The sequence below is a fragment of the Nonomuraea sp. NPDC004580 genome (genome assembly GCF_040609855.1).
GTDB classification, from domain to species: Bacteria; Actinomycetota; Actinomycetes; order Streptosporangiales; family Streptosporangiaceae; genus Nonomuraea; species Nonomuraea salmonea.
Window position 1 is genome coordinate 1 of the sequence record NZ_JBEXLH010000109.1, and the last position, 13,681, is coordinate 13,681.

Consider the following 13,681-nt stretch of genomic DNA (forward strand, 5'->3'; position numbering starts at 1 on the left):
GGGCTAAGATCCGCATGGCGGCTCCTTAGACGCGGGTCACTGGTAGACCCGCACGTAGTCGACGAGCATCCTTGACGGGAAGGGCGTGGCGGCCGCGCTGTGGGGCGATCATGAGGTAGCGGTGCGCCGCAGCGACACCAAGCTCTTCGCCCACCCGGTGGTCGGCCTGTTGGAGCTGGACTGCGAGGTGATGCTGAGCCCCGAGCACGACCAGCGGCTGATCGTGCACACCGCCCGTCCGGGCACCGAGGCACACGAGCGGCTGCAGCTGCTGCGCGTGGTCGGCTTGCAGGACCTGACCCGCCCCTGACCGCTCAGAGGCCGAACGGGGCCCGCCCGGAGGCGTCTGGACGTCTCGTGCGCTGACGGGGCAAGGGTGGGTGCGAAAGTGCGGGTGAGCCGCTCGTCCGGCCGGTAGGCGGGCCTGCCGGGGTCGCCGGCCGCGGCGAACGACGTCGACGCCGACCTGACCACGCCACCGGATCCTCACCTGGCGCGAACCGTTCGTGCCGCTCGCCCGACTGTGCTGGGTGACGGAAGGACGAGATGACCGAGACCGAGGAGCCGCGCCTGCCGGCGCGGGGCGTGACGGACCGGCCGGCGCTGTCGCGCGCCGCCCGGGCACGGGCGGTGGCGGCGCTGCCGGCCTGGTACGGCGGCCGGCTGGTGACACGGAGGGTGGCGCTGTTCGCCACGGACCGGCTGATCGCCGCCTGGCCGGCCCTGGCACTACTGCGCCGCCTGTACGAGCTGACCGAACGGGAGGAGCGGTGAACGCGCTGGAGACGCACGACCTGGGCAGACGTCATGGGCGGCGGTGGGCGCTGCGAGAGGCGAGCGTCACGGTGCCGGAGGGGGCCAGGGCGGCGCTGGTCGGGCCCAACGGAGCGGGCAAGTCGACACTGCTGAACCTGGTGTCGGGCCTGCTGGAGCCCACCACCGGCCGGATCGAGATCTTCGGCGGGCCGCTGGAGCCGGCCGCGGTCGCGTTCGTGGCGCAGGACAAGCCGCTCTACCGCCGCTGGAGCGTCGCCGACCTGCTGCGCTTCGGCGCCGCCACCAACCCCCGCTGGGACGGCGCCGCCGCCCGGTCGCTGCTGGCCGGGCACGGCATCGGCTCGCGCGAGCGCGTGGACCGGCTGTCCGGCGGCCGGCGCACGCTGGTCGCGCTGGCGCTGGCCGTCGGCAAGCGGGCCGGGCTGGTGGTGCTGGACGAGCCGCTGGCCGAGCTGGACCCGCTGACCCGCATGGAGGTGATGAGCGTGGTCCGCGACCTGCCCGCCACCGTGCTGCTGTCCTCGCACATCCTGGCCGACCTGGCCGAGGTGTGCGATCACCTGATCCTGCTGGGCGCCGGCCGCGTGCGTTTGTGCGGCGGCTTCGGCGACCTGCTGCGCGATCACCCCGCGACCGGCCTGGAGGACCTCGTGCTGCACTACCTGCGCAACCCCGAGGAGGTCCGGTGAGCGGGCTGCTGTGGGTGGCCTGGCGCGGGCAGCGGGCCCAGGCCGCCGCCATCGCGGCGCTGCTCGTACTGTACGGCGCCGGCGTGGCGGCCGAGCGGCTGGAACCGGGCCTGGCCGGGCTCACCTTCCAGCTGTCGGCCTTCCTGGCCGGTGCGATCTGCCTGATCTGGGGTGCGCCGCTGATCGCCCGTGAGTTCGAGGCCGGCACCCACAAGCTGGCCTGGACGCAGAGCGTGTCGCGGGGGCGCTGGCTGGTGGCCGTCGTCGCGGTGGCGGCGGCCGGGGCCGTGGCGGCGACCGCCGTCCTGGCCGGGATGCTGGGCTGGTTCCTGCCGGAGGCGGGGGGTGAGGTCATGGCGTGGCCGTACTACGAGAGTCACGGGCCGGTCCCGTTCGGCAGGTCGCTGCTGGCGCTGGCGCTCGGTGTCGCGCTCGGTGCGGCCACCCGGCACACCCGGATCGCGATGCCGCTGTCGGTGCTGCTGGTGGGGGTCGGGCAGCTGGTGGCGCGGGCCTTGCGTGCGCGGTCGGAGCTGCCGTTCTGGCCGTTGCAGTGGGCCGAGACCGCCGTGCACCTGGTGCTCGCCATGGCGCTGGTCGGGGTGGCGTACGTGGTGATCCGGGCTCGTGCCCGGTTCTAACCCCGGCCGTACGCGCCCGCGTTCAGGTCCTCGATGAGGGTCGGGCCGGTGGGGTGCCAGCCGAGCAGGTCCTGGGTGATGGCGCTGGAGGCGGTGAAGTGGCCGGAGAAGAAGGCGGCGATCCAGCCGAAGTGGCCGGGGACGTCGTCCGGGTCGATGGAGGCGACGGGCAGGCCGAAGACGCGGCCGATGGTTTCGGCGATCTCTCGGGTGGTGACGCCCTGCTCGGCGATGGCGTGGACGCGGCTGCCCGCGGGCGCCTTGTCGAGTGCGAGCGTGACCAGGCGGGCGGCGTCGGAGACGTGGACGGCGGACCAGCGGTTGGCGCCGTCGCCCGGGTAGCCGGAGACGCCCTTGTCGCGGGCGACGCCGGCGATGACGGAGATGAAGCCGTGGTCGCCGGCGCCGTGGACGGTGGGCGCGAAGCGCAGGCTCACCGCGCGGACGCCGCGTTCGGCGTACTCGAGGGCGAGGTTCTCGGTGCCGCCGCGCGGCGAGTCGGGGCCGTGGAAGGGCGAGGGGACGTCCTCGGTGACCACCCTGTCGCCGAAGCCGGCGATGCCGGAGGCGAGCAGGAACGGCCGGTCGCTGCCTTCGAGGGTGTCGCAGAGGGTCTGGACGGCGGCGCGCTCGGCGGCGTTGGTGCCGGCCAGGTCGCTCCAGTCGTGCTTGTTGGCCAGGTGGATGACGGCCTCGGCCGCCTCGGCGCCGGCGCGCAGACCGGCGAGGTCGTCGAGGTCGCCGCGGTGGACGTGGGCGCCCTTGGCCTCCAGCGCGGCGGCGGAGGCGTCGGACCTGGCCAGGCCGGTGACCTTGTGCCCGGCGGCGAGCAGGTCGTCGACGACGGCCGAGCCGATCCAGCCGGTGGCTCCGGTGACGAAAACGTGCATGGGTGTACTCCTCGTACAGTCATGTCAGTAACTGACGTCAGTGACTGACATAGCTTAACCCTCATGTCGGTCGCTGTCATCACTAGACTCGGGCGCATGGTGCGTTGGGAACCGGGAACCCCCGAACGACTGCAGCGTGCGGCGCTCGAGCTGTTCGCCACCCGTGGCTATGAGGAGACGACGGCCGCGGAGATCGCGCAGGCGGTCGGGCTGACCGAGCGCACGTTCTTCCGCCACTTCAAGGACAAGCGCGAGGCCCTCTTCCACGGCCAGGACCTGCTGGAGAAGGCGTTCCTCGACGGCGTGGCGGCCGCGCCCGAGCAGGCGTCGCCGCTGGAGATGGTGAGCGCCGCCCTGCGTGCGGCGGCGTCGTCGTTCTCCGACGAGCGCCGCCCCCTGTCGCGCACCCGCCAGGACGTCATCGACCGCAACCCCGCCCTGCAGGAACGCGAGCGGCACAAGCTGGCGTCCCTGGCCGCCGTGATCGCCGAGGCGCTGCGCGCGCGTGGCGTCGGCGAGCCGGCCGCCACGCTGGCCGCGCAGTCGGGCATCACGGTGTTCGGGGTCGCGTTCCTGCGCTGGATCGACGAGGAGCGCCCGCTCGACGCCATCATGCAGGACGTGCTCGGCGAACTGCGCACCGTCCTGCGCTGACACCCGCACGCCCGGCGGCCCGGTCATCGAGTTGTCGTGCCCGGTGGAACTCCTCCTATCCTGTACGGCGTGATCGATCGGGGGCAGCCGGTGCCGGCGCAGGTGCGCATCACGCGGGCGAATGCCCGCTTTCAGCAGTGGCAGGCCCTGCTGGGCAACCGGAACAAGCGGCAGCGGGCCAGGGAGTTCATCGTCCAGGGCGTGCGGCCGATCAGCCTGGCGGTCGAGTTCGGCTGGCCGGTGCGGGCGCTGCTGTTCGACGCGGAGCGGCCGCTGTCGGGCTGGGCCAGGGAGATGCTGGAGGCGGCCGGGGCCGAGCGGGTGGCCATCGCGCCCGAGCTGCTGCGGCAGCTGGGCGAGAAGGACGAGGACGTTCCCGAGCTGGTCGCGGTCGCCGAGCTGCCCGACGACGACCTGTCGCGCATCGAGGCCGGGCCCGCCTTCCTGGGCGCGGTGTTCGACCGGCCGAACAATCCCGGCAACATCGGCACGATGGCCCGGTCGCTGGACGCGTTCGGCGGCACCGGGCTGATCGTCACCGGGCACGCCGCCGACCCCTACGATCCCCGCTCGGTGCGGGCCTCCACCGGGTCGCTGCTGGCGCTGCCGGTCGTGCGCTGCTCCTCGCACCGCGAGGTGCTCGCCTGGGCGGACGACCTGCGCGCCCGGGGGCTGCCGCTCACGGTGGTGGGCACCGACGAGAAGGGCGACCGCGACCTCGCCGACCTCGACCTGACCGGCCCGACCCTGCTGGTCGTCGGCAACGAGACCAGCGGGCTGAGCGCGGGGTGGCGGCAGGCGTGCGACATCATGGCCCGCATCCCGATGGCCGGCGCCGCCAGCTCGCTCAACGCCGCCAGCGCCGCCACCGTCACCCTGTACGAGGCCGCCCGCCAGCGCCGCACCAGCGGGACCGGCCCCGCATGAACTCCCGCCGGCGCCGTAGCGAGGTCGAGTGGTCCCGCATGAGCTTGCGCGCGTGCCGTGGCGGGGCGAGCCGGTCGTCTCCATGAGTTACCGGCATGCGACCGTCCCGCGCGACTACCAGGACCTGGCCAGCGGATCGGTGCTGCATTCCGCGCCGGGGTTTCCTGCGTTCCCGGTCCGGCTGGCGAGTGAGATTCTTCAGCGGGCGCTGGACCTGCGCGGCGGCAGACAGCCGGCCGTGCTCTGGGACCCCTGCTGCGGCAGCGGCTACCTGCTGACCGTGACGGCGCTGCTGCATCGGCCGCTCATCGCGTCGGTGCTGGCCTCCGACCTCGACCCCCGGGCGGTCGATCTGGCCGGGCGCAACCTCGCCCTGCTGAGCGGGGCGGGGCTGGCCTCCCGTGCCGCCGACCTGCGCGAGCGCTCCGCCCGGTTCGGCAAGCCGGCGTACGGTGACGCGGCCAGGGCCGCCGACCGGCTCGCCGTCGGTCTCGAGACCGACGGCGGCGACGTCCCGTGCGCGGCCCGCCAGGCGGACGTGTTCGACGCCGGTCAGGTCGGGCAGGCGCTCGGCTCCTGCGCGCCCGACATCGTGATCACGGACGTCCCCTACGGCGAGCAGACCCACTGGGGCGGCCCTGGCGCGGCGGCGGGCATCCCCGGCATGGTGGAGGCGCTGACCGCTGTGCTGCCGCGGGACGGTGTGCTCGCGGTGACGGTACGCGGCCGCAAGGTGCCCATGGGCGGCGGCCGCCGCCCGGACGTCTCCTTCAAGATCGGCACCCGCGCCGTCGCGCTGTTCCGCGCCTGAGAACGCGCCCTGAGAACGCGCCTGAGGACGCGCCCGCCCGCTCAGTCGTGGGCGATGTGCAGGAGCTGCCGCCACAGCAGCACCACGAACGCCGCCGACCCCGCGAAGGCGAACCAGAACGGCGCCGCCACCCCCAGGTGAGTGGCCAGGGTGCCGCCGATGAGCGAGCCGACGACCAGGCCGAAGTAGACGCAGATGGTGTTGACGCTGCCCACCCGGCCCTGCAGCTCCTGGGGGACGGCGCGCTGGCGGACGGTGACCGACGTGGTGCCCCAGATGAAGGCGTGCGCGCCGAAGACGAGGAAGATGCCGCCGGCGACCCACGGCGAGTGGGTCAGGGCCAGGCCGAGGTGGGTGAGGGTCTCGATGACGAGCCCGATCCGCATCAGCGCGCCGAGGCTCACTCTGCGGGTGATGGCGCCGTACAGGCTGGTGCCGATGAGGCCGCCGATCCCGCCGATGGTGGTCATCAGGCCGAAGCCGATGGGGCCGAGGCCGAGCTGCTCCTGGGTGTAGAGGACGAGCACGGACCAGGCGGCGCCGAAGGTGAAGTTGAAGATCAGGATGGTGAGCGCGAGGGTGCGGACGGCGGCGTGCCTGATCGTCCACCGGAAGGCGTCGAGGAGCTCGCGCACGACCCCGCCCCCGGACCGAGCGTCGGCGCCTGCCAGAGGGCCGGCCGCGGTGTCGGCTTCAGCGTCGGCCCCAGCGTCGGCCCCAGCGTCGACCTCAGCGTCGACCTCAGGGGCAGCCCCAGGGTCGGCCGCGGGGCCTGGTTCGGTGTCGAGGGTGCGGGTGCGGCGGCCGTGGGGTGGCAGCGTGACCCGCGAGACCAGCACCATCCCGGCCAGCACCAGCAGCAGCTGCCCGGCGAACGGCCAGGTCAGGCCGAGCCCGATCAGCGCCGCGCCGACGGGCGGCCCGGCGAGCTGGTTGAGCGTGATGAACCCGGTGCCCAGGCGGGCGTTGGCGACGGTCAGGTCGTCGCGGGCGACCAGCATGGGCGTCAGCGTGGAGGTGGCGTTGTCGGCGAACACCTCGGCCACCGACCGCAAGGTGAGCGCGATCAGCGCCGTCGTCACGGTGAGGGTGCCGGTCAGCAGCAGCACGACGAGCACGGCCAGCACCACCGCGCGGGCGGCGTTGGCGGCGAGGACGATCGTGCGCCGGTCGTGCCGGTCGGACAGCACGCCCGCGTACAGGCCGAACAGCAGCGGCGGCGCCCAGCTGACCAGGGCCGACAGCGAGATGAGCAGCGGGTCACGGGTGAGCGTGGCGATCAGCAGCGGCCCGGCCGCGGCGGCGAGCCCGTCGCCGAGATTCGTCAGCCAGCTCGAGGCCAGCAACCATCGAAAACCTGTGCCGAGGCGTGCGGGCAGCACGCGTTCCATCACTGTGACCACGAGCGCACAACCCTACGATCCGGCCCTGAGCGGGGGCAACGCGTTTTCCGGGGGGCGGGCTCAGGAAAGGATGAGGGTTTCTTTCACCCGGCGCGACCGCGCGAGATAGGCCATGCCGACGATGCCGGGCAGCGAATCGATGACGACGCCGAGCGGTGACTTCATGCCGAGCAAATACCAGATGAGCAGGAAGACGACCGTGGAAATGGCCCAGACGGCGTTGTTGACGACGGCGGACTTGCGTTTGTTGAGGATGAGCCGCATCACCACGACGCTGTATGCGGCGAGGAAGACGTTGCTGACGACGTAGAAGATGATGGAGCCCCACGGCGCGGGCTCGCTGAGGCCGCCGAGCGCGGGGTCGGCGTTGACGATGACGGCGGCCAGCGCCAGCCCGAGCCCGTGCACGATGAGGATGCCGTGGGCGACCACGTAGGCGGCCAGCAGGCCGCCGACCCGCCGCGGCTCGGGCCCGGCCGGCGCTTCTGGCTCGGCTTCGTACGGGCGCGGCATGGTCCTTGCGTCCCCCTTCTGGCCCCGGGGCGAAAGGCGGCCACGGGTCGGCGTCTTTCGGCAGCCTGTCAGAGTTCGCGGCGCCGCACAATCCCGTGCCGGCATTGCGGGAAGTCGTTTCCGGATCGTTTCACGACCCGTATTGCCTGGCCGGGCGCCGCCGGGGATGATGTCGCCGTCAAGGCGCCGCCGGCGGCTCACGGCACGTCCCAAATCACCGCTTGTGTTGACCCGTTAATCTTGCGATTCTTCTCCCATCCGGCGCATTCAAGAAACCATTCCTCTCCCACCCCTGGACGCGTCCTCGCAGAGCCTGCGGGGCCGCGCACGCACACGACCCACGGGCATGCGCTGACGAGGAGGTCGCGATATGACATGGACCAGCAGGTACCGGACCGCCGCGCGGGCGATCGCGGTGATCGGCGCGGCGGCGCTCGTCTCCGCCTGCGCCGGGAACGGCGGCGCGGGAGGCACGGGCGGCACGGCGAGCGGCGGCGGCGGTGCCTACCCCGACCGCACGATCACGTTCGTGGTGCCGTTCAGCGCGGGCGGGCCGACCGACACCGTCACCCGCATGATCGCCGAACCGATGGGCGCCAAGCTCGGCGGCAAGATCGTCGTGCAGAACGTGGAGGGCGCCGGCGGCACCGTCGGCGCGGGCGAGGTGGCGCGCGCCCAGCCCGACGGCTACACCGTGCTCATGCACCACATCGGCATGTCCACCGCGCCCGCCCTCTATAAGGATCTCGGCTACCAGCCGCTGGAGAGCTTCGACATGGTCGGCCTGGTCACCGAGGTGCCGATGACGGTGGTGGCCCGCAAGGACTTCGAGCCCGCCACGCTGCAGGACCTGGTGACGTACGTGAAGGCGAACGCGAGCAAGGTGACGCTGGCCAACGCCGGCATCGGCGCCGCCTCCCACCTGTGCGGGCTGCTGTTCCAGACGGCCGCGGGCGTCAAGCTGCAGGAGGTCCCGTACGAGGGCACCGGCCCGGCGCTGACGGACCTGGTCGGCGGGCAGGTCGACTTCATGTGCGACCAGACCACCAACACCAGCGGCCAGATCTCCGCCAAAGAGGTGAAGGTGTACGCCGTCACCACCCCTGAGCGGGTCGGCAGCCTGCCGGACGTGCCCACCACGACCGAGGCCGGGCTGCCGCAGCTCAAGGTCAGCGTCTGGCACGGCCTCTACGTCCCCAAGGGCACCCCGCCCGACGTGGTGAGCAAGCTGTCGGAGGCGTTGAAGACGGCGCTGGCCGACCAGAAGGTCATCGACCAGATGGCCAAGCTCGGCACCGCGCCCGTCCCGGCCGAGGACGCCACCCCCGAGGCGCACAGGACGAAGCTGCAGGAGCAGCTCGGCACCTGGGCCAAGGTCATCGCCGACGCGGGCGTCAAGGCCGGCTGAGCATGCGGGCACGACGCTCCTGGCCGGACGTCCTGGCCGGCGCGATCTTCGTCGTCATCGGCGCCGTGTTCGCGGCGGGCGCGCTCGGCTACGAGCTGGGCAGCCCGCTGCGGATGGGGCCGGGCGCCTTCCCGCTGCTGGTCGGCGTCATCGTGGCCGGTCTCGGCCTGGCGATCGTGGTCAAGGGCCTGATCGCGGGCGAGGTGATCACCTTCGGTGGCGTGCCGTGGCGGGCCATCGCCGCCATCACGATCGCGCTGGTGTTCTTCGGCTTCACCGTACGCGGGCTCGGCTTCGTGCCCACGGCGGCGGTGACCGCGCTGCTGACCACGCTGGCCGGCCGCGTACGGCTGCTGACAGCCGTCGCGGTGGCGGCCGGCCTGACGGTGGCCGCCACCCTCATCTTCGTCGTCGGACTGCAGCTGCGGATCCCGCTCGTGGGCCCGTGGCTGGGCGTCTGACGCGCAACCGGATCCTGGGGTATGGACCTTCTCGACAATCTCGCGCTGGGCTTCTCCACGGCCCTCCTCATCCAGAACGTCCTCTACTGCTTCGTCGGCGTGCTGCTCGGCACCGCCGTCGGCGTGCTGCCCGGCATCGGGCCGACGGCGACGGTGGCGATGCTGCTGCCGATCACGTTCACGTTCGAGCCGGTCACCGCGCTGATCATGCTGGCCGGCATCTATTACGGCGCCCAGTACGGCGGCTCGACCACCGCCATCCTCATCAACCTGCCCGGCGAGTCGTCGGCGGCGGTCACCGCGCTCGACGGCCACGAGATGGCCCGGCAGGGCCGCGCGGGCCCGGCGCTGGCCACGGCCGCGATCGGGTCGTTCATCGCCGGCACGGTCGCCACCGTCGTGCTGGCCGTCGCCGCGCCGCCGCTGGCCAGGGTGGCGCTGCAGTTCGGGCCCGCGGAGTACTTCTCGCTGGTGCTGCTCGGCCTCATCGTCTCGATCGCGCTGGCCCGCGGCACCGCGCTCAAGGCGCTGGCGATGATCGCGCTCGGCGTCCTGCTGGGCACGGTCGGCCAGGACCTCTACACCGGCACGCCGCGGTTCGTGCTCGGCCGGCGCGAGCTGTACGGGGGGATCGACTTCGTCTCGGTGGCCGTCGGCATGTTCGGCGTGGCCGAGATCCTGCGCAACCTGGAGAGCGGGCAGGCACGTACCGCGATCGTCTCGCGGGTGCGGCACCTGTGGCCGACCCGGGAGGACTGGCGGCGCATCGCCGGCCCGATCCTGCGCGGCACGGGCCTGGGCTCGGCGCTCGGCGTGCTGCCGGGCGGCGGTCACGTGCTGGCCTCGTTCACCTCTTATGCGGTGGAGAAGCGGATCTCGCGGCGGCGGGAGGAGTTCGGGCACGGCGCCATCGAGGGGGTTGCGGGGCCGGAGTCGGCCAACAACGCCGCCGCGCAGACCTCGTTCATCCCGCTGCTGACGCTGGGGCTGCCGGCGCATCCGGCGATGGCGCTGATGGTGGGGGCGTTCATCGTGCACGGCATCACGCCGGGCCCGAACGTCATCGTCGAGGAGCCGGCGCTGTTCTGGGGGCTGATCGCCTCGATGTGGATCGGCAACGTGCTGCTGGTGCTGCTGAACCTGCCGCTGATCGGCATGTGGGTGCGGATGTTGCGCATCCCGTACCAGGTGCTGTTCCCGATGATCGTGCTGTTCGCGGCGATCGGGACGTACTCGCTGGGCTTCAACGCCTTCGACGTGTACGCGATCGTGCTGTTCGGGCTGCTCGGCTACGTCCTCATCAAGTGCGGCTGCGAGCCGGCGCCGCTGCTGCTGGGCTTCGTGCTCGGCCCGCTGCTGGAGGAGAACCTGCGCCGCGCGCTGATCATCTCGCGCGGCGACGCGTCGGTGTTCGTGACCCGCCCGATCTCGGCGGCCCTGCTGGCCCTGACGGTGCTGGCGCTGGTGGTGGCGGTGCTGCCGGCGATCCGCCGCCGCCGCGAGGTGGTCTTCACCGACGACGACTGACCCCCGCCCTCCAGCCGGCGTCTCGGGCGGGGCGAGGCCGGCCCGGATGAGGGACGCGAAGCCGCCGCGTACGCCTCACCCTCGGCATCCTCCTGACGTCGGATCTCTGCAGCGGGTGCCTCCGCGATCACGCAGGTCACCGCCCCGAGCCGGGCGCGCATGGGTGAAAACATCGGATGCCGCCCTTGTGACGAGCGCGTTACCGGTGTTATCTCTTCGGGGAAGCCCGCATGTGATCGGAGGACCCCGCGTGGCACACCCCCCGTTACGACGACACGCCACCGCACTCGTCACCGCGTTGTCGCTGCTGCTGTGGCCGCAGGCAGTGACGGCAGCCGCGTACGCCGGCCCCGCACCCGAAGCGAGCACCGTGCAGACACCCGATGACTTGACCCTCTGGTACGACGAACCCGCCACCGACTGGGAGACCCAGGCCCTGCCCATCGGCAACGGCCCCCTGGGCGCGATGATCTTCGGCGGGGTGTCGTCGGAGCGCATCCAGTTCAACGAGAAGACGCTGTGGACCGGCGGCCCCGGCTCGCCCGGCTACGACTTCGGCAACTGGGCCGACCCGCGCCCGGGCGCGATCGCCGAGGTCCAGCAGCAGATCGACCGCGAGGGGAGGATGTCCCCCGAGCAGGTCGCCGCCAAGCTCGGCCAGCGCAAGACCGGCTTCGGCGCCTACCAGACCTTCGGCGACCTGCACCTCGACCTGCCCCCCGCCGAGGCGAGCGACTACCGGCGCGAGCTGGACCTGTCCGAGGCGGTGGCCCGCGTCGCCTACACCGCGGGCGGTGTCCGGCACGAGCGCGAGTACTTCGCCTCCAACCCCGGCAACGTCATCGTCGCCCGGCTGGGCGCCGACCGGCCCGGCCAGGTGTCGTTCACGCTGCGCCACACCTCGCCGCGCGACGACAAGACCGTCACCGCCGCGGGCGGCCGGCTCACCATCCGGGGCCGGCTGGCGGACAACGGCATGCGCTTCGAGGCACAGGTGCAGGTCATCACGACCGGCGGCACCCGCAGCGACCAGGGCGACGCCGTACGGGTCGAGGGCGCCGACAGCGCGGTGCTGGTGCTGTCGGCCGGCACCGACTACGCCGGCGCCTACCCCTCCTACCGCGGCGCGGACCCGCACGAGCGGGTGACCGCGGCCGTGGACAAGGCCGTGGACACGGCCACGGACAAGGCTGTGGACACGGACACGGACACGGCCGTGAACGAGGCGGCCGGCGCCGGGTACGCCGCGCTGCGCCGCGCCCACGTCGCCGACTACCGCGCCCTGTTCGACCGGGTCCGCCTCGACCTCGGCGGGACGATGCCGGCCGTACCGACCGACGAGCTGCGCAGGAACTACACCGGCGGCGCCGACCCCGCCGACCGGGCGCTGGAGAGGCTGTTCTTCGCCTACGGCCGCTACCTGCTCATCTCCTCCTCCCGCGAGAACGACGTGCTGCCCGCCAACCTGCAGGGCGTGTGGAACCACTCCACCAGCCCGCCCTGGTCGGCCGACTACCACGTCAACATCAACCTGCAGATGAACTACTGGCTCGCCGAGCAGACCAACCTGCACGAGACGACCGAACCGTACGACCGCTACATCTCCGCGCTGATGCCGCCCGGCCGCGAGAGCGCCCGCCGCATCTACGGGGCGGGCGGCTGGGTGGTGGGCAACGAGACCAACCCGTTCGGCTTCACCGGGGTGCACGACTGGGCGACCGCGTTCTGGTTCCCCGAGGCCGCCGCCTGGACCACCCAGCACCTGTACGACACCTACCGCTTCACCGGCGACGTGACCTACCTGCGCGAGCGGGCGTACCCGGTGATCAAGGGGGCGGCGGAGTTCTGGCTGGACTTCCTGCACACCGACCCGCGCGACGGCAGCCTGGTGGTCTCCCCCAGCTACTCCCCCGAGCACGGCGACTTCTCCGCGGGCGCCGCGATGTCGCAGCAGATCGTCGGCGAGGTGCTCGGCAACGCCGTGGCCGCCGCCGAGAAGCTCGGCGTGGACGAGGAGTTCCGGGCGAAGGCGCGCGCCGCGCTGAAGAAGCTCGACCCGGGCCTGCGCATCGGCTCGTGGGGCCAGTTGCAGGAGTGGAAGAGCGACTGGGACTCCCCCGCCGACACCCACCGGCACGTCTCGCACCTGTACGCGCTGCACCCCGGCAACGGCATCAAGCCGGGCTCGAAGGAGGCCGAGGCGGCCAAGGTGTCGCTCAAGGCGCGCGGCGACGGCGGCACCGGCTGGTCCAAAGCCTGGAAGATCAACTTCTGGGCGCGGCTGCTGGACGGCGACCACGCCCACACCATGCTGGCCGAGCAGCTGAAGGGCTCCACGCTGGACAACCTGTGGGACACCCACCCGCCGTTCCAGATCGACGGCAACTTCGGCGCGACCTCGGGCATGGCCGAGATGCTGCTGCAGAGCCAGCACGACGTGCTGCACGTCCTGCCCGCGCTGCCGTCGGCGTGGAAGGACGGCTCGGTACGCGGCCTGCGCGCCCGCGGCGACGTCACCGTGGACGCCACCTGGTCCGGCGGCGCCCCGGCCACGGTCACCCTGCATCCGGGCAGGACCGGCCGGCTGGGGCTCAAGAGCGCGGTCATCGAGGGCCGCTACCGGCTGGTGGACGGGCGCGGCCGCGAGGTGAACGCCCGCCGCGACGGCGACACCCTCACCTTCGACGCCCGCGCGGGGCAGAGCTACACGCTGCGCAACGAGGCGGCCGTCTCCCTGGAGGCGCCCGCCTCCGCCCAGCCCGGCACCTCCTTCGAGGCCGAGGTGACCGTGCAGGCGTCGGGGCGGCGCGCCGTACCGGCCGCCGAGGTCGCGCTGACCGCCCCGAGCGGCTGGACGGTCACGCCGGCCACCCGCCGCCTGCCGGGCCGACGGCCACGCCACGATGGCCGGCCAGGTCCGTACGGTCCTCGACCGCATCGAGAACACCAGCGGCGTCCCGGTGGTGAGCGACGCCGCCTC

The 13,681-nt window shown here is 72.7% G+C and carries 14 protein-coding genes; 11 read left to right on the forward strand and 3 right to left on the reverse strand.

The genetic code is table 11. The features are described from left to right. Positions 1-85 precede the first annotated feature (85 nt). From ABZW11_RS45265 to ABZW11_RS45280, 4 genes are all read left to right on the forward strand, one after another. Positions 86-310, forward strand: a complete 225-nt coding sequence (locus ABZW11_RS45265; RefSeq protein ID WP_355432432.1) for a hypothetical protein — start codon at positions 86-88, stop codon at positions 308-310. 236 nt (positions 311-546) lie between these two features. Next, entirely contained in the window at positions 547-774 is a 228-nt protein-coding gene (locus ABZW11_RS45270) for a hypothetical protein (RefSeq protein ID WP_355432434.1), read from the forward strand. Next, positions 771-1,466 (forward strand): ABC transporter ATP-binding protein, encoded by a 696-nt coding sequence (locus tag ABZW11_RS45275; protein WP_355432437.1) that lies wholly within the window; start codon positions 771-773, stop codon positions 1,464-1,466. Before ABZW11_RS45270 ends, ABZW11_RS45275 begins: the two co-directional genes overlap by 4 nt. Next, complete coding sequence (locus ABZW11_RS45280) at positions 1,463-2,107, forward strand: ABC transporter permease subunit (protein ID WP_355432440.1); 645 nt, start codon at positions 1,463-1,465, stop codon at positions 2,105-2,107. The genes ABZW11_RS45275 and ABZW11_RS45280 overlap by 4 nt, the downstream gene beginning before the upstream one ends. Here ABZW11_RS45280 and ABZW11_RS45285 read toward each other — a convergent pair. Then, positions 2,104-2,997 carry an SDR family oxidoreductase gene (locus tag ABZW11_RS45285; protein WP_355432444.1) on the reverse strand — a complete coding sequence of 298 codons (894 nt, stop codon included), beginning with the start codon at positions 2,995-2,997 and terminating at the stop codon, positions 2,104-2,106. The genes ABZW11_RS45280 and ABZW11_RS45285 overlap by 4 nt on opposite strands. Positions 2,998-3,093: 96 nt before the next feature. Between ABZW11_RS45285 and ABZW11_RS45290 the strand changes: the two genes are divergently transcribed. From ABZW11_RS45290 to ABZW11_RS45300, 3 genes are all read left to right on the forward strand, one after another. After that, positions 3,094-3,651 (forward strand): helix-turn-helix domain-containing protein, encoded by a 558-nt coding sequence (locus ABZW11_RS45290; RefSeq protein ID WP_355432447.1) that lies wholly within the window; start codon positions 3,094-3,096, stop codon positions 3,649-3,651. Between the two features lie 69 nt (positions 3,652-3,720). Then, on the forward strand, positions 3,721-4,578 hold the full coding sequence (locus ABZW11_RS45295) for a TrmH family RNA methyltransferase (RefSeq protein ID WP_355432450.1): 858 nt from the start codon (positions 3,721-3,723) through the stop codon (positions 4,576-4,578). A gap of 82 nt (positions 4,579-4,660) precedes the next feature. Beyond that, positions 4,661-5,389: an rRNA methyltransferase gene (locus ABZW11_RS45300; protein ID WP_355432453.1), complete on the forward strand. Its 729-nt coding sequence runs from the start codon at positions 4,661-4,663 to the stop codon at positions 5,387-5,389. Between the two features lie 41 nt (positions 5,390-5,430). Here ABZW11_RS45300 and ABZW11_RS45305 read toward each other — a convergent pair whose 3' ends face one another. Together ABZW11_RS45305 and ABZW11_RS45310 are read right to left on the reverse strand one after the other, a co-directional pair. Then, on the reverse strand, positions 5,431-6,792 hold the full coding sequence (locus tag ABZW11_RS45305; RefSeq protein WP_355432456.1) for an MFS transporter: 1,362 nt from the start codon (positions 6,790-6,792) through the stop codon (positions 5,431-5,433). Positions 6,793-6,852: 60 nt separating this feature from the next. Next, the gene (locus ABZW11_RS45310) at positions 6,853-7,305 is read right to left on the reverse strand and encodes a hypothetical protein (protein WP_355432459.1); all 453 of its coding nucleotides are present in this window, start codon (positions 7,303-7,305) and stop codon (positions 6,853-6,855) included. 370 nt (positions 7,306-7,675) lie between these two features. On the opposite strand from ABZW11_RS45310, the gene ABZW11_RS45315 reads away from it, so the two are divergent. The 4 genes from ABZW11_RS45315 to ABZW11_RS45330 all read left to right on the forward strand — a co-directional run. Next, complete coding sequence (locus ABZW11_RS45315) at positions 7,676-8,713, forward strand: tripartite tricarboxylate transporter substrate-binding protein (protein ID WP_355432462.1); 1,038 nt, start codon at positions 7,676-7,678, stop codon at positions 8,711-8,713. 2 nt (positions 8,714-8,715) lie between these two features. Continuing rightward, entirely contained in the window at positions 8,716-9,174 is a 459-nt protein-coding gene (locus ABZW11_RS45320; protein ID WP_355432465.1) for a tripartite tricarboxylate transporter TctB family protein, read from the forward strand. A 21-nt stretch (positions 9,175-9,195) separates the two neighbouring features. After that, positions 9,196-10,701 carry a tripartite tricarboxylate transporter permease gene (locus ABZW11_RS45325; RefSeq protein WP_355432468.1) on the forward strand — a complete coding sequence of 502 codons (1,506 nt, stop codon included), beginning with the start codon at positions 9,196-9,198 and terminating at the stop codon, positions 10,699-10,701. A gap of 250 nt (positions 10,702-10,951) precedes the next feature. Beyond that, positions 10,952-13,681 (forward strand): glycoside hydrolase N-terminal domain-containing protein (locus tag ABZW11_RS45330; RefSeq protein ID WP_355432471.1); only part of this gene is annotated, 2,730 nt, incomplete at its 3' end.